Source organism: Providencia sp. PROV003, from assembly GCF_045040775.1.
GTDB classification, from domain to species: Bacteria; Pseudomonadota; Gammaproteobacteria; order Enterobacterales; family Enterobacteriaceae; genus Providencia; species Providencia huashanensis.
On sequence record NZ_CP096369.1, the window covers coordinates 4,279,140 to 4,294,864 of the forward strand.

Annotated in this window: 19 protein-coding genes; 10 read left to right on the forward strand and 9 right to left on the reverse strand. The window is 37.6% G+C overall.

All coding sequences use genetic code 11. The features are described 5' to 3' along the window. Positions 1 to 157 precede the first annotated feature (157 nt). The 6 genes from M1F14_RS19655 (at position 158) to M1F14_RS19680 (ending at position 7,709) form a co-directional block, all read left to right on the forward strand. Positions 158 to 886 (forward strand): aspartate/glutamate racemase family protein, encoded by a 729-nt coding sequence (locus M1F14_RS19655; protein ID WP_071547764.1) that lies wholly within the window; start codon positions 158 to 160, stop codon positions 884 to 886. An 80-nt stretch (positions 887 to 966) separates the two neighbouring features. Continuing rightward, positions 967 to 2,268, forward strand: a complete 1,302-nt coding sequence (locus M1F14_RS19660) for an anaerobic C4-dicarboxylate transporter (protein ID WP_042848782.1) — start codon at positions 967 to 969, stop codon at positions 2,266 to 2,268. Positions 2,269 to 3,001: 733 nt separating this feature from the next. Then, positions 3,002 to 4,075, forward strand: a complete 1,074-nt coding sequence (locus tag M1F14_RS19665) for a zinc-binding dehydrogenase (RefSeq protein WP_042848783.1) — start codon at positions 3,002 to 3,004, stop codon at positions 4,073 to 4,075. Positions 4,076 to 4,224: 149 nt separating this feature from the next. Beyond that, positions 4,225 to 5,085, forward strand: a complete 861-nt coding sequence (locus M1F14_RS19670; RefSeq protein ID WP_370661211.1) for an ABC transporter substrate-binding protein — start codon at positions 4,225 to 4,227, stop codon at positions 5,083 to 5,085. Between the two features lie 157 nt (positions 5,086 to 5,242). After that, the gene (locus M1F14_RS19675) at positions 5,243 to 6,727 is read left to right on the forward strand and encodes a sugar ABC transporter ATP-binding protein (protein WP_042848784.1); all 1,485 of its coding nucleotides are present in this window, start codon (positions 5,243 to 5,245) and stop codon (positions 6,725 to 6,727) included. Between the two features lie 4 nt (positions 6,728 to 6,731). Then, positions 6,732 to 7,709: an ABC transporter permease gene (locus M1F14_RS19680; RefSeq protein WP_370661210.1), complete on the forward strand. Its 978-nt coding sequence runs from the start codon at positions 6,732 to 6,734 to the stop codon at positions 7,707 to 7,709. Positions 7,710 to 7,773: 64 nt separating this feature from the next. Here M1F14_RS19680 and M1F14_RS19685 read toward each other — a convergent pair whose 3' ends face one another. The 3 genes from M1F14_RS19685 to M1F14_RS19695 all read right to left on the reverse strand — a co-directional run bounded on the left by M1F14_RS19685 (position 7,774) and on the right by M1F14_RS19695 (position 10,192). Further along, positions 7,774 to 8,781, reverse strand: a complete 1,008-nt coding sequence (locus M1F14_RS19685) for a LacI family DNA-binding transcriptional regulator (protein ID WP_048608281.1) — start codon at positions 8,779 to 8,781, stop codon at positions 7,774 to 7,776. A gap of 215 nt (positions 8,782 to 8,996) precedes the next feature. Next, a complete protein-coding gene (locus M1F14_RS19690) occupies positions 8,997 to 9,791 on the reverse strand; it encodes a sulfite exporter TauE/SafE family protein (RefSeq protein ID WP_181469111.1) in 795 nt (264 codons plus the stop codon). Between the two features lie 56 nt (positions 9,792 to 9,847). Beyond that, a complete protein-coding gene (locus M1F14_RS19695; RefSeq protein ID WP_042848788.1) occupies positions 9,848 to 10,192 on the reverse strand; it encodes a co-chaperone YbbN in 345 nt (114 codons plus the stop codon). A 128-nt stretch (positions 10,193 to 10,320) separates the two neighbouring features. On the opposite strand from M1F14_RS19695, the gene M1F14_RS19700 reads away from it, so the two are divergent. Next, positions 10,321 to 11,196, forward strand: a complete 876-nt coding sequence (locus M1F14_RS19700; RefSeq protein WP_042848789.1) for a leucine-rich repeat domain-containing protein — start codon at positions 10,321 to 10,323, stop codon at positions 11,194 to 11,196. Here M1F14_RS19700 and M1F14_RS19705 read toward each other — a convergent pair. Next, positions 11,189 to 11,413, reverse strand: coding sequence for a hypothetical protein (locus M1F14_RS19705; protein ID WP_042848790.1), 225 nt, complete (start codon positions 11,411 to 11,413; stop codon positions 11,189 to 11,191). The genes M1F14_RS19700 and M1F14_RS19705 overlap by 8 nt on opposite strands. A 218-nt stretch (positions 11,414 to 11,631) precedes the next feature. Here M1F14_RS19705 and M1F14_RS19710 point away from each other — a divergent pair, with 218 nt between their 5' ends. Beyond that, positions 11,632 to 11,787 (forward strand): SymE family type I addiction module toxin, encoded by a 156-nt coding sequence (locus M1F14_RS19710; protein WP_071547762.1) that lies wholly within the window; start codon positions 11,632 to 11,634, stop codon positions 11,785 to 11,787. A gap of 43 nt (positions 11,788 to 11,830) precedes the next feature. Here the strand turns inward: M1F14_RS19710 and M1F14_RS19715 are convergent, their stop codons facing one another. Both M1F14_RS19715 and M1F14_RS19720 read right to left on the reverse strand, forming a co-directional pair. Continuing rightward, positions 11,831 to 12,355, reverse strand: coding sequence for a hypothetical protein (locus M1F14_RS19715; protein WP_225832857.1), 525 nt, complete (start codon positions 12,353 to 12,355; stop codon positions 11,831 to 11,833). Next, complete coding sequence (locus M1F14_RS19720; RefSeq protein WP_071547761.1) at positions 12,352 to 12,621, reverse strand: hypothetical protein; 270 nt, start codon at positions 12,619 to 12,621, stop codon at positions 12,352 to 12,354. Before M1F14_RS19720 ends, M1F14_RS19715 begins: the two co-directional genes overlap by 4 nt. 112 nt (positions 12,622 to 12,733) lie before the next feature. On the opposite strand from M1F14_RS19720, the gene M1F14_RS19725 reads away from it, so the two are divergent. Beyond that, positions 12,734 to 12,961, forward strand: coding sequence for a SymE family type I addiction module toxin (locus M1F14_RS19725; protein ID WP_071547760.1), 228 nt, complete (start codon positions 12,734 to 12,736; stop codon positions 12,959 to 12,961). A gap of 51 nt (positions 12,962 to 13,012) precedes the next feature. Here M1F14_RS19725 and M1F14_RS19730 read toward each other — a convergent pair whose 3' ends face one another. Both M1F14_RS19730 and M1F14_RS19735 read right to left on the reverse strand, forming a co-directional pair. After that, complete coding sequence (locus tag M1F14_RS19730) at positions 13,013 to 13,324, reverse strand: hypothetical protein (protein ID WP_071547759.1); 312 nt, start codon at positions 13,322 to 13,324, stop codon at positions 13,013 to 13,015. A gap of 4 nt (positions 13,325 to 13,328) precedes the next feature. Next, positions 13,329 to 15,008 carry a VENN motif pre-toxin domain-containing protein gene (locus M1F14_RS19735; protein ID WP_181469110.1) on the reverse strand — a complete coding sequence of 560 codons (1,680 nt, stop codon included), beginning with the start codon at positions 15,006 to 15,008 and terminating at the stop codon, positions 13,329 to 13,331. 214 nt (positions 15,009 to 15,222) lie between these two features. On the opposite strand from M1F14_RS19735, the gene M1F14_RS19740 reads away from it, so the two are divergent. Beyond that, on the forward strand, positions 15,223 to 15,378 hold the full coding sequence (locus tag M1F14_RS19740; protein WP_181469109.1) for a SymE family type I addiction module toxin: 156 nt from the start codon (positions 15,223 to 15,225) through the stop codon (positions 15,376 to 15,378). A 40-nt stretch (positions 15,379 to 15,418) separates the two neighbouring features. On the opposite strand, the gene M1F14_RS19745 is transcribed toward M1F14_RS19740, so the two are convergent. Continuing rightward, positions 15,419 to 15,724: a hypothetical protein gene (locus tag M1F14_RS19745; RefSeq protein WP_042848802.1), complete on the reverse strand. Its 306-nt coding sequence runs from the start codon at positions 15,722 to 15,724 to the stop codon at positions 15,419 to 15,421. Position 15,725 lies beyond the last annotated feature (1 nt).

Below are 15,725 nucleotides of genomic sequence, written 5' to 3' on the forward strand. Positions count from 1 at the left end.
CCTAGATAAACATTGATAAATATTATCCACAGATTAATCAGGGATAAATAAGTTAATAGCTAATTAAATATTAACTTATATGTTAAATAATTTAAGTAATATAACATCTCACTACCCTTATTTTATAAAATAAGGTGTATGAGGCAGGAGTATTAAAATGAAAGGTTTAATTGGAGTGTTAGGAGGAATGGGGCCTGCTGCCACCGTCGATTTATTTAATAAATTTGTGAACTATACTGTCGCAAATAAAGACCAAGAGCATATCCCTTTAATAATATCATCCATTCCTGATATTCCAGACCGTACTGAAGCGTTATTAAACCATGGCGTATCCCCCTTGCCCTTAATGACTGATTATTTAAAAAAACTCGAAACTGCTGGTGCTGAATGTATTGTTATCCCTTGTAATACTGCACATTTTTGGTTTGACGAGCTCAAGCAGGCCTGTCACGTCGATATGCTAAGTATTGTTGAAACGACAATGATGGAAGTGCTAGCCACTAAGAAAAAACATATCGGTTTATTAGCAACCAATGCCACTATGCTTATGGGGTTATATCAAAAAAATATAGAGAGTGAAAAATTAAAGTGTATTACTCCAGATATTAAAAGCCAAGAAATGGTAATGAAAAGCATTTATTTATTAAAGTCGGGAAATAAAAAAACAGCGGAATCCATCATGAAAGAACAAGCCGAATTATTATTTTCCCGAGGTGCTGAAATTATTGTTTTAGGTTGTACTGAAGTTCCCGTCATTCTTGAAAATGAAACAAATAAATACCCTGAAAAATACATTGACTCAACCAGCTCATTAGTCAGAGCCAGTATTCATTGGTATGAAAATAGAGTTGGGCGACAAAATCTAATGATAAATAGAAACGCATAAAAACATTTATAACTCATATTAATTATCAAAAATTAATTTTTATATTACTAATGACAATATATTGTCTATTGGAGACGATTATGGTTTGGCTAGAAATCATTGTGGTATTAGGCGCAATTTTCTTCGGTATACGTATGGGAGGAATAGGTATAGGGCTATGCGGTGGATTAGGTTTAGCCGTCTTAACGATTGGATTTGGTTTACCTATAGGCTCTCCCCCTGTCGATGTTATTTTAATTATTATGACCGTCGTAGTTGCAGCGTCCGCATTACAAGCTGCTGGAGGTATGGATTACTTGGTACGCCTTGCCAGCAAATTTATGCGTAAAAACCCTAAGTATTTGAATATTATAGCACCAATTACAACTTGGGTAATGACTATCATGGCAGGAACCGGCTTTATTGTGTTCTCCATGCTCCCCGTGATTGCTGAAATTGCGAAAGATTCGGGTATCCGCCCATCCAGAACCTTAGCAGGCTCAGTTGTTGCATCCCAAATCGCCATTTCTGGTTCGCCAATCAGTGCGGCGATGGCTGCCATGTTAACCATTATGGAAGGGAATGGTGTTACCTTTATTGTGGTTATGTCTGTTTGTCTACCAGCCTCTTTCGTCGCAGCAATGGTCGCAGCATTTATCGCATCACGCCAAGGCTGTGAACTAGAAGATGATGAGGTTTATTTAGAACGCCTACAAAAAGGGTTAGTTCATAAATACGAAGAGAAAAAAGGCGAGAGCACTACGAGAGAAAAATTCTCTGTCGTCCTATTTATTATTGCGACGTTTGCTATCGTTATACTAGCTGCATTCCCTCAATTGCGCCCTGGTTTTGATATTGGTAAACCCATGGGAACTCGAGATATCATCATTATCTGTATGCTCAGTGCTGCGTGTTTAATGGTTGTTTTTTGTAAAACATCGCCAAATTCAATTGTTTTAGCGCCAACTTTCCGTTCAGGAATGAGCTCCCTCGCGGTCATATTAGGTATCGTGACTTTAGGAACTACATTTGTCGATGCGCATATGGACCAAATTAAAGCCATCGCTGGAGATGTATTATCCGCCTACCCTATTTTGTTAGCTTTAGTGCTATTTTTTACCTGCGCATTACTCTACTCACAAGGTGCCACCACACCATTAATTATTCCTTTAGCCATTGCCTTAGATGTTCCAACATGGGCTATATTGGCATCTTTTGTCGCCGTCACTGGGGTTTTTGTTCTGCCTACCTATCCAACGTCTTTAGCCGCAATAGAGTTTGACTCAACCGGTTCTACACGCGTCGGAAAATACATTTTAAATCACCCATTTATGTTACCAGGGCTAGGCGGAATAATTGCAGGTGTCGCCTTCGGTTTTATCATTGCACCGATGGTCGTTTAACCTTCTGCTTTCGGTGCGAGAGAATCCCCCTCGCACCACTTTATTTAATAGTAGTTCGACAGTTTCCTTAACAAAATGAAGTTAAATATTGGCTCTAATTGGCTTTATGCTTTGCTTGATAAATTACAACAAAGTATAAAGCTCTTTTTTTGTAAAAGTCATTCTTAATAAAAATAGTAGCAATAACCAATCAAAATTATCTATTACTCTGTTTAGTCTTTTTAAATAAAATTTTATTTCTTAAAATAATGGCTATTTCACCAATATAGATCACTTTATTTGATAATCATTAAAATTATTTTCATTGAAAAATGTGAGCTGAAATGTTTTTGCATACATTCCCCTCTTCTGAAAATAGTTAAAATAATTATACTCGGCGTTACATTCATTTCTTAAAAAGAAGTAAATCGAGAAATGAGAATTTTTTTATGTTTAATTTCATTGCATTACAAACATCCATAGCGTTCCCATTTACTAATGAAAACACTTAGAGAGACGACTAAAATTAGGATTTAAATCACAAATTTTAGTTTTTTAAATACCTAGCTTCAAAAATGACGACGTCGTCATATTAAAAAAAATTTATTTTATCTATAACATTAAATAACCATTTTTCTTACATTCGTACCGTTATTGATAGTTAAGCGTTAAAAAATCAAGTCATGAGTTATAAAAAAAACGCTTAATGTTGACGTCAACATTAGGGCTAACAACTAGAAAGAGGTTTTAGAACATGAGTAAGCTACCTGAAAAAATGAAAGCCGTTGTTTGTCATGGTCCCCATGATTACCGATTTGAAAATATAAAAAGACCAATACCAGGATATAGAGAAGTTGTTATCAAAGTCGATGGGTGCGGGATCTGTGCTGGTGACTGTAAAGCGAATGATGGTGCTCAAATGTTCTGGGGAGATGACCCGTGGATCAAAGCACCTGTAGTGCCAGGCCATGAATTTTATGGTCGTGTCGCTGAATTAGGTGAAGGCTCTGCCGAAAAATTTAAATTAAAGGTAGGTGACCGCATACTAGCAGAACAAATCGTTCCTTGTTGGGAATGCCGTTTCTGTAAATCTGGTAAATACTGGATGTGTGAAACCCATGATATCTATGGCTTCCAAAAAGAAGTTGCCGATGGTGGTATGGCTGAATATATGCGGTTTTCTGAACGTGCAATTATTCACAAAATCCCTGATGAACTTTCGGATAAAGATGCCGCTTTAATTGAGCCAATGGCTTGTGCTATTCACACGGTACGCCGTGGTGATATTGACTTAAATGACGTCGTCGTCATTGCCGGTGCTGGGCCTCTTGGATTATGCATGATCCAAGTTGCTAAACTGAAAACTCCGAAAAAACTGGTCGTTATCGATGCTATTGATGAACGCCTTGAGCTAGCAAAAAAATTTGGGGCTGACGTGGTGATCAACCCGCTTAAAGAAGACGCCATCAAACTAGTTAAAGAGATGACCGAAGGCTACGGTTGCGATGTTTATATCGAAGCGACAGGCGCACCTATTGGCGTTACTCAAGGCCTAGAAATGATCCGTAAATTGGGGCGTTTCGTTGAGTTTAGCGTCTTTGGCAAAGAAACAACCGTTGACTGGTCGATTATTGGTGACCGTAAAGAATTAGATATCCGCGGAGCTCACTTAGGCCCATACAGCTATGAAGTCGCTATCGACCTATTTAGCCGTGGTTTAGTCAGTGCCGATGATATCGTTACCCACTTCTACTCCATCGATGATTGGGAAGAAGCCTTTGTTATGGCCAAATCGGCAGACTCAATTAAAGTCGTCATTAAACCATAAATATATTAACCGTTTGTCGCAATTGATAATTCAAATAAACATTAAACAAAGTAATACCCTACATATAATTAAACGCTCGTTTAGGAGAACATCTTATGTTGAGTAAATTCAAAAAGTTAGCTGTAGCTGCAAGTGTACTAACCTTAGGTATGGCGTTTAACGCTACGGCTAAACCAGTTTCCGTTGGCATGTCGTTTCAAGAGCTAAATAACGAGTATTTTGTCACCATGAAAGAAGCCTTAGAGAGCGCAACAGGCGATATGGGTGCACAATTATATATTTCTGACGCCGCTCATGATGTCTCAAAACAAACCAGCGATATCGAAGATATGTTACAGAAAAAAATCGATATTTTGCTAATCAACCCAGCCGATAGTGTCGGTGCTGAAACTGCAGTACTTGCAGCGAAGAAAGCCGGCGTCGTTGTCATCGCTATTGATGCGCAAGCAAATGGGCCAATAGACTCTTTTGTAGGTTCTAAAAACTACGATGCGGGCTTAATGGCAGGTAAACGCCTAGGTGAAGCACTTGGTGGTAAAGGTGAAGTCGCTATTTTAGATGGTATTCCAGTAGTCCCAATTCTAGAACGTGTTCGCGGTTTCGAAGCCGCCATGAAAGAATATCCAAATATCAAGATTGTGACTAAATTGAACGGTAAGCAAGAGCGTGATACTGCAATGAATGTCACAGAAAACATGCTACAAGCTAACCCTACACTAAACGGGATCTTTAGTGTTAATGATGTCGGTTCTTTAGGTGCATTAGCCGCAATTGAATCCTCTGGTCGTGATGTGAAATTGGTCAGTGTTGATGGTTCACCTGAAGCTGTTGCTGAAATTGCAAAAGGTAACTCTCCGTTTATCGCAACTTCTGCGCAGTTCCCGCGTGACCAAGTCCGCATTGGCTTAGCAATGGGGCTAGCAAAATATTGGGGCGCTAACGTACCGAAAGAAGTCCCTATTGATGTTAAGTTAATCGACAAAACTAACGCTAAAGATTTCCACTGGTAATCGTTCGTTTTATAAATAATGTATTGCACCCATATCCTATGTATAGGTGCAATACATCTCCAATAACAATTAATAATAAAATGCATATTGGAATATTTATCTTCCAAATGACTTTGTTACCCATTTTTAAGCGGTGAAGAAAATATAGGGAAGCAATATGATGCAATTATTAGCATTAAAAGATGTCAGCAAAACTTTCCCTGGGGTTAAGGCGTTAGATAATATCAATCTCTCTTTGGAAAAAGGAGAGGTTCACGCATTATTAGGTGAAAATGGCGCAGGCAAATCAACGCTAATGAAAGTTTTATGTGGAATACATAAACCTGATAGCGGGCAAATTCTGATTGAAGGTAAGGAACATACGTTTCATAACTACAGAGACGCCATTAAAGCGGGTGTGGGTATTATTTTCCAAGAGTTTTCACTAATTCCTTATTTAAATGCTTTTGAAAATATTTTTTTAAATAGAGAGTTAAAGAATAAACTTGGTTTATTAGATAGAAAATCAATGCGTAAAAAGTCTCAGGAGATATTAGCTGAGCTAGGTGTGAATATTAATATTGATGAACCTATTAGCCATTTAAGTATCGCAGAACAACAATTTGTCGAAATTGCAAAAGCACTTTCTTTAGATGCAAAAATCCTCGTATTAGATGAGCCTACAGCGACATTAACACCAAATGAAGCCAATCATTTATTTGATGTGATGCGTGATTTAAAAGCTAAAGGGGTTGGGATGTTTTTTATTTCTCACCATTTAGAAGAAATTTATGAGATTTGTGACACTATCAGCGTATTACGCGATGGTCAATACATCGGTTCGCGTAAAGTCGATGATACCGATTTAGATGTGATTATCGAAATGATGGTCGGTCGTGAAGTAGAAAATATTTACCCTCATAAGCGCCAATTTGATCAACAAGAGGTCATTTTAGATGCTGAGGTCCAGCGTTTTGCTAATAGCCCTGTAAACCATATTCAGTTAAAAAAAGGGGAGATATTAGGGTTAGCTGGTTTAGTCGGCTCAGGCCGTACCGAAACCATTCTTGCCATGATTGGTGCTGATAAATCCTATAAGAAAAAAGTTATTTTAGAAGGTAAAGAAGTCAAAATTAAATCAGCTGCGACGGCTTTACAATTAGGAATTGGTTTATTACCTGAAAGTCGAAAAACTCAAGGACTTGTTTTGCCTTTCTCTGTAAAAGAGAATATTTGGTTAAATAACCACGCTCAAAAATTATTTTTAATCCAAAATAAAAAAGAACTCACTTTATCTATTGAATTAATTTCTCAAGTAAAAGTTAAAACACCAGAGCCTCACACTGCCGTTTCCACTTTAAGTGGTGGTAATCAGCAAAAAGTTGTTATTGCTCGCTGGCTAAATAAGCAAGCTAAAATTCTTATTTTCGATGAGCCTACTCGAGGAATTGATGTTGGTGCGAAATCAGAAATCTATCAGTTAATGCGCTCTCTGACTGAAAAAGGGATTTCTATCATTATGATTTCATCAGAGTTGCCAGAAGTTATCGGTGTTAGTGACCGAGTTTTAGTTTTTCGAGATGGTGAAATTGCCGCTGAGTTAAATGGGGACGATATAAACTCAACTCAGATCATGGTACATGCAGCCGGCAATATTATATAGGATAATGACTATGTCTAATCAAAGTGCTATTCCATTAACTAAAAATAAATTTAGTTTTTCTAAGCTAACAAAAATACCTGCATTTTTACCACTCGTTGGTTTAATTCTTTTATTTACATGTATGTCCATTTTTAATGAGCATTTCTTAACGGTAAATAATCTTTCAACGATTGCTCGTCAGGTTTCAATTAATGCCATTATTGCTATTGGTATGACATTTGCTATTTTGACCGGGGGGATTGACCTGTCAGTCGGTGCTGTTATGGCTCTTTCTGGAACTTTAATGGCGGGTTTAATGAAATATTATGGCATGGACCCCTATGCCGCAATCGCTCTTGGCCTATTATCAGGTATTGCATTCGGTTTTATTAATGGAATATTAGCCGCTTACGGTAAAATGCCACCTATCATTGTCACACTTGGTGCCATGATAATCGCCAAAGGCTTAGCATTAATTTATACCGGTGGCTATCCTGTTTCAGGGCTCCCCCAAGAATTTGCTTTTTGGGGACGTGAAGAATTAATGGGGATACAAGTTCCTATTTTATTAATGCTGGGGCTTTACTTAATTTTTTATGTTGTTTTAAACCACGTTTCATTTGGTCGCTATATTTATGCTATCGGAGGTAATGAAGAAGCCGCTCGTCTTAGTGGTATCCGTGTCGAACGCTATAAAATGTTAGTTTATGTGATTAGTGGTTTTACCGCGGCATTCGCTGGCCTTATTTTTACTTCCCGTGTTATGAGTGGCCAACCTAATGCAGGTGTAGGCTTTGAATTAGATGCTATTGCCGCCGTTGTGCTTGGTGGTGCATCCATCGCTGGTGGCCGAGGAATGATTATCGGAACCTTAATTGGAGCAATGATATTAGGTGTTCTCAATAATGGCTTAAATTTACTCGGTATTTCCCCTTATGTACAATATATTGTAAAAGGCTTAATTATCTGGGGAGCAACATTAATTAGCTCAATGAAACGCTAAGCTAAACTTTTATTAAAATAATATAATAAAAAAATTAAAGGGCCTCTAAACGAGGCCGCTTTAATTAGTAAACAACCAGTTTACCATCTACAAATATTTGCTTTGTTTGGTGATTTTTATTTGTTTCACGCTCTATTTCAGAAAATAATAAATCTGTAGTTAACTCACCAAGGTAAACAGAGTCATGATGAACACCTGAAATAGACAGGTGATAAGTATCAGCATATGGCGGTAAATCGACTGAAAAATAACGGCAAGACAAGCCTAATTCTAAAATAATTTTATACATACCTGCTGTGATAATACCATTAAGCCCCACAATATACATATTAGGTGTGTATAGTTCTTGAACCTTTTCCCTTAAATAAGCTTCATCATTTTTATTAAACATATAGCTACTGTATAATACATGAATGTTCCCCCTATTTGGAAAGGCCTCATATATTCCTGATAAACGCGACAAACTAATTTCCGAGTCTTTAGGACCAGAAACAATTAACGTATTATCACAATCTTGCTGACTCAAAAACTTACCTGTTAATGCCCCAATTTCAAAGTTTTTCAAAAATAAACCCGAGTATTTATTTTCATAGCCATAAATTGCACGGTCTACAAAAACTAAAGGTACATTGTGCTGGTCAATTAAAGAAAGGTAACTTGGTTGATAGCCTTTATCATCGCGAACAGGAGATAGCAGAATCCCACTAGCCTTATAGCTAACTAAGGTCTCAATAGCCGTTTTCTCTGCTTTTTCATCGCTATCCGAGTCAAAGATCATCACCTGATAGCCTTTTTCTTTCGCTAAACGAGAAACTGTTTGAATTAATACAACATAAAATGGGTTAAATGTGCTATCAGTAACCACACCAATTATGCGGCTATTTTTATTCTTCAAATTCCGAGCGAAAAGGTTAGGAACATAATTTAGCTCTTGAGCTATTGCCAATATTTTATCTCGAGTTTCTTTCTTTACCATTTCTGGATGGTTAAATGCCCTTGAGACTGTAATATCCGTTACATTAGCACGCTTAGCTATATCTATTATCGTTGTTGAGCTATCTTGCTTTGCCATAATTATATTAGTTAACCTTTAATGACCACCCCGATGAATATAATATTAGTTCATATCAATCTTTATCAGGGCAGAAAAAATGCGATTATTCATTATACCTATTTGCGGATGAAGATAAATCGATTTTATGCCATTATGATAGGTTAAACTACGGTTTATCAAAAATAGTGGCATACCACATAGATTAATCGATTACCTATTAATCCCTTAATAAATCAAATGAAATTCAACTCACTTAATGATGAAATAAACAAGCCTAATGCAACAATAATGACCAATATTGAAAATATTGTTTTAATCATTTTAGCTGAAAGATAATTAATTATTAACCTCCCTATTAATAAACCAATAATACAAGAGACAATAAAAATAGAGCTAATTTCTTTTGGATAGGGGAATCCATTTAATACATTAATAAAAATACTAATACTACCAATACAAAAAATCACCAGTAATGATGTTGCGATAATACTCTTCATATTTAAATTGGTAAACTTCCGTAGTGCTGGGACTATCACAAAACCCCCACCCACCCCGAGCAACCCTGTCAATAACCCAGAAATTATACCAATACCACCAAGTACAGCAGCAGTTTTCATATTCCAAATAAACTTTCCTGTTTCTTGATTAATTTGGCAAACTGAATGCGTTAACTCACTTGGTTCGCCCAAAAAACCTCGATAAGCCACATAAAACATAACCATGCTGAAAGTGAGCGTTAACCAAACCGGAGAGATAATATGGGAAAGATAGATACCATATTTAGCCGTAGGTATGCTTAATAACGCAATCCAAATAGCAGCTTTATATCGAATAGTTTTACTTATAAGCCCTTGAATTGCACCAACCAAAGCAGCGAGTGTCACTGCCAAAAGACCAACTGGAGCGGCTAAAGCTACACTCCAGTTCTGGCTTACCATCAGGGCGGGGACAGCAAGAATCCCGCCACCGGCCCCAGTTAAACCAAGTAAGCAACCGATTAATACACCTTCTAAAATAAGTATTAACATTGTGAATGTCTTGTATGAGTAGTTAGAGTTAACTTAACGCAAAAAATCGAATATTACTAACTATCGAGCACCTGCTTCAATACCATTAATACATTATTTAAGGGTACCTCTCCTGCAATCGTGTGAACTAACCGAGTGTCCTGAAAAATTGCGATAGTGGGTACAGTTTTTATCCCGTACTTAGGTGCTAAAGTTGGTGATTGTGCAATATCGACAACCCCAAAAACTATTTTTTTATCATCAATGTGGTTCGCGACTTGTTGGAAAATAGGTTGCATGTTCTTACATGGTACACACCAAGAAGCCGAAAAATAAACAATAACGCACTGCCCAGGTTGTTGTTCAGGCTGATAAAGCATACGTGAAAAATTGTCGCTATCTAATAACAAGATATTAGACATTATTTCCTACCTTTTGTTATGTATTATTTTGTTTAATTAGAATATCGTGGTTGTTTTATACTATTACTGACTTTGAGCGTTACCTGAAATTTAAGGGTAACTCACTTACTCATCATAGGGAGAAACCTATGTTACACCAACATTCAGATTCTAGTTTAGCGTTAAATTTAGATTCAGGTCACCATCTAGAAATTGATTCATTAATTTCATCGCCATTTTCCTATAGTGTTATTAGTGCATATAACAATAAGTTAGCGGAGTTCCCATCATTAATAACCCAATGTAAATCATTAAAAGTCCTTAACTTATCTTGTAATGAACTTAAATCAATCCCTACTGACATAGCAAGCCTTTGTTATCTTGAGATGCTAGATTTAGGGCATAATAGCATTAATGAGGTCATTACCGAAATTGGTAACCTAAATAAGCTACAATTTCTTTATTTAAGCGATAATGGTATTAAAAAGCTTCCTGAATCATTATCAAACCTACACGACTTGTTATATTTTAATGCCACTGATAACCAATTAAAAAAACTTCCTGACCAATTTTCTAAGTTAACAAATTTGAAAGAATTAAGATTATATAACAATCAAATTACAGATTTAACAAACTCGATCACGCAGCTATCGGGTGTCCATGAGGTTTATTTAATGAATAATTCAGTAACTCATATACCCGATGATATTTTAGGTTTAGCTGCAATAAGAATACTCGACTTAAATAATAATAAAATTGATAACATATCTTCAAAGATATCAAGTCTTAAACATCTTCACACTCTTAATTTAAGGTTTAATAAACTATATTCACTACCGAGCTCTATTGGGGAAATTGAGTCACTTCAATATCTAGATTTACGTGCTAATCAGCTTAGTAATTTACCCGATAGCCTAGTAAATATACCAAAACTAATGAAGCTAGACTTACGATGGAATAATTTTAGTATAGAACCTGCGATTGTAAAAATACTAAGAAGCCGAGGTTGTACTGTTTTTATATAAGCTTGTTCATATTATGAGTTTGCAAAGATAACCATTGTGTATATTTATGATGTTTTAATAAATTTTGCCATCTGAGTAGAGGTATATCTTGCTTCTGATTAGCCTTATCACGAAGGATTATCTCACCTTCCGATACCGCAGCATGCGTGGTATTGCTGTCTTTCCCTTTGTTATTCACATTGGTCAGCAGTGAACCCACCACTTTGATAGTGCCCATTGCTCTCATGTTTTACACGATGGACTCAAAAATCATGTAAATAGCTAAAAGCCCAAAGGGCAAGATATGATTGGTTATTTTTTAGATTTGGCGAACGCCTAAGAGAAGAGCATACCGATGATTGGCATGACGGGGAGTAGTCACAGTGGCTAGAGACGAGTGTAAAGTAAAAAACACCGACAGCTAAAGAACAGGCGGTAAAATCAAGACAGTATACAGTGGGGTACTTGCCCAACCGACAGCGCCCGAACCCCAGCCCACAGCTGATTATCAGTGGTAAGTGTCTGAATGAGCTTGGGTTTACGGTGGGAAGTCATTTCACCCTCACACGCCAAGCCGGACAGTTGATTATCCGGCTGGCTGAAGGGGAATAAGGCAGATAAGGAGATCCCAGTATAGAGCTGGGATTTTAAGCAATCAAATAATAATAAGTTCACCATGTTGATCGAAAGATGCTTTAACATCGTAATTTCGAGTGTATACATTAACAACATGTCTTAAATAATTTTTAAGATCCCAATCTGTAGCTTCTACGGTTTCTTCATTTTCATCATATTGATAAATAAGGTCAGGGTTATCAGAAGCTGTTAAAACAAAAAAATACTGCGTATAGCTTTCTACAGAGATAAAAAAAGGTTTTTGCTTCAATAAGTCATGTCTTTGAATAGAAGCTAAATCTTGTCTTGAACCGATCTGAAACAAAATATCCCCTCTAATAGTCTTTTGATTTTGGTAAAAAAGAAGAGGGTCATCACCAAAAAGACCACCACTGCAACGACCAATACTTGTTAAAAAATCATACAACTGGTCTGTAACTTTAATATCGTATAAGCGTTCAATTTTCTGGATTTCATCAGCTGAGTAACCTCGCATATAGCTAAAATCAATCGGTAATTCTGGATAAACAGAATGCAGATAATTGATTAGTTCATTGTTCATCATTTGTTTTTACCCGTAGAGCCTTGATAGATATTTACATTAAGATTTTTATTGTTCTCTGCAAAATTTTGACTTGTATAGCCACAACTCACACACATTCCTTGTTTATTTTGAGATGTATTTTGTATTGCCATGTTTACATCTGCTTTTTGTCCTTTGTATGAATCTTGAATGTGGTTAAATAACTTCTGTTCGGCATGATTGAAATTTGTTTTCTTCGCATCAATGTCACCTACACTAGTGAAGCTATTTTTATCTTCACGTATCACTTTATAGCTAAACGGTGGACAACAAAGAGTAATTAACCAGATTTTTAGCGCAGTTAAAACGAGGTGCAACTCGCTTTAACTGCTAACCACAGCAACTAAAGGAGTAGTCACCATGGCTAAGCGCGATTGTAGTGTAAAAACACCGACAGCTAAAGAAGAAGTGGTTAAAACCAGACAGTATACAGTAGGTTACGCCCCGAACCGCGGTAAGCCCAACTCCAGCCCACAACTCACCTTAAGCGGTAAGTGGCTGAAAGAGATGGGGTTTGAGGTCGGTAGACACTATACCCTCACTCGCCAAGCCGGACAGTTAATTATCCGGCTGGCTGAGGGGGAGTAAGGCGGCTAAGGAGATCCCAGTGTAGGGCTGGGAGCTTTTTTCCTAAAAGGATTATTGAACTTCTTTTCTATAATAAACGCACATACCACTGGGTTGTATAATATCCATCGGATAGTCAACCTGTTTAATTACTAAATTAATGTCAAATTCATCATCGAAGTCAGCAATAATCTCCGAGCTAACAATAGATGCATTTTCTTCATCATCTTCTTGGACTACCCCGTCATAATAGAAATATATTTGAATATCATCGTCAATTAATTCAACAAAAATTGTTCTAATATTTGGCGTTATTGCCCCTAACAGTGCTCTTTGTGCTGATAACTTTAAGCGATTAGCTAAATTAATATCTTTTTGATTCATACTATTACTCCGATGGCCTTGATGGGACAATATGAACACCATTTTTCCCATAATGCACAATACCATTTGTTGTTGGTTGAGATTTACCAGTTTCAGGATCTGTATAATTCCCAATAATTTTTCCATAATTAATTCGTTCTTTCGATCCTGGTTGGCCGACTGGTATTTTACCAACTTGCTCACCTTTACCTAAATTTGGTAATAACGCCTCCGGAAGAACAGTAATTATGCTTTTGTTTTGGTTGGCATTTAAAGAAATCTTATGCTCATTTGTTCCTACAATATGCTTATTTTGCTGTCCTTTATTAATTGTTAATTGATTTGAACTGCTTTCAGAAGATTGATTGCCTTTTGGGCTTGTTTCATTTGTACCTTTATTCCCTTTAATAGCCGTTGATATAACAGTAATACCTGTGTTCTTGCCTACACCGGCTACCCCTATTTTATCAAGGCCTTCTTTGCCACCTAAAGCAAGTTTAACTTCGGGTGTCGCTGAATTAAAAATTGCCGCTGCGGTTATCTCATTCTCATTTTTAACTAAGTTAACCAGCGCTTTTCTATCATCAGCACTTAAAGAGTCTATCCATGCAATCCATTTTAACGAGTCCGCTTGGTCTACCCCAGTAAGCACATCAGACCATGACGTGATACTGGCTGTAATTTTGCCTTCTTTCGCATCAGCGACAGCTTCATCTCGTTTCTTTTTACTCAGCTCGCGGAACTGGTCAAATATGAGTTCTTTATCTGCACCAGTTTCTGTCGCTTTGATTAACTCTTTTCTTAAATCAAGGACATCTTTGTTCGATAAATAGTTATTCTCAACCGTGGTCTTCCCTGCCTCGGCGGCATTGCCTGCGCTCGATGTATCGCCACCCACTAATCCGCCGGCTATTCCCGCTGCCAAACTCGCAAAGGCGCTCACTGTCGCTTTTTCGTCTTCCGTCAGCTCACCGACCGTTTTACCGTACAGTTCTACCGACAGCATCCCCATCGCTTCACCCGTCATGGCTCCCAGCGATTGTGCCCCTGCATTTTCACCTTTTGCCAGCGCTAATGCAACATTCGCAATACCATGAGCCGCTAAACGCCCTGCTTTATTTTTCTCTCCAATATTCTTGGCTATCTGATTGGCGATATACGGTGCACTCGCATTCGCCACCGCTTTATTCACATCACCGCTCACCAAGCCTTGGATTAACGCCGTCCCTGACTCCACGATACGGCGATTATCACCACCAACGCCCCATTCTGACCCTTGAACCGCTTTCTCTATACGGTCATTTAATACCGCGTTCCGAATGGCCGTTTCATCCCCTTTTAAGTTCGGATTTTTGATAGAAGCAATGGCTTTCTTACGCTCATCGTCTGTCATTGGCGTTTTATCAAAGTTTTTCCTTTCGTTCTTAGTGGCTTCTATCCTTTCATTCGTCACCGCTATATCAGTAATCTGCTTACCTAACTCGCCCACTAACTGCGTTTTCTCTATCCGCTTTTGCTCTTTCTCTTTATCAAAAATCGTATTGAGTTTTTCATGAGCATTGTCTGTATCTCGGCTTAATTCGCTGACATCTTGTTTCTGATTGTCTTTATCGCGAATAACAATGTTACCCTCCGATACCGCTGCATGCGTGGTATTGCTGTCTTTCCCTTTGTTATTCACATTGGTCAGCAGTGAACCCACCACTTTAAAGCGCCCATTGCTCTCATGTTTTACACGATGGACTCAAAAATCATGTAAATAGCTAAAAAACCCAAAGGGAAAGATATGATTGGTTATTTTTTAGATTTGGCGAGAGATGATTGGTGTGACGGGGGAGTAGTCACAGTGGCTAGAGACGAGTGTAAAGTAAAAAACACCGACAGCTAAAGAACAGGCTGTAAAATCAAGGCAGTATACAGTGGGCTACTTGCCCAACCGACAGCGCCCGAATCCCAGCCCACAGCTGATTATCAGTGGTAAGTGGTTGAGTGAGCTCGGATTTACGGTGGGTAGCAACGTTACGCTCACCCGCCAAGCCGGACAGTTGATCGTCCGGCTGGCAGAGAGCGAGTAAGACTTTTAAGGAAGATCCCTGTATAGAACAGGGATCTTATTTATATCAGGTCTTCGCCGTTAAGAAGCACTACTACATTCTCCTTTCCTAGCTCTTTCTTTACTAATTCAGCAATATCATCTGTAGATATAACTAATGTTTTGTCATTAACAGACATATAAAAATATGACCTAGGAGTTAAACCAAATTCATTAGCTATCTCTATATCTATCTCATCAGGTAAAGCCGCTTTAGATAAATAATATCGTTTGGGGAATACATCAGAATATTTCTTATAAAATAAATCTAATTTATCCTGAAGTTCTTTAATGCTACTAGTTGTAAAGCAAGTAATTCCTATTGACATA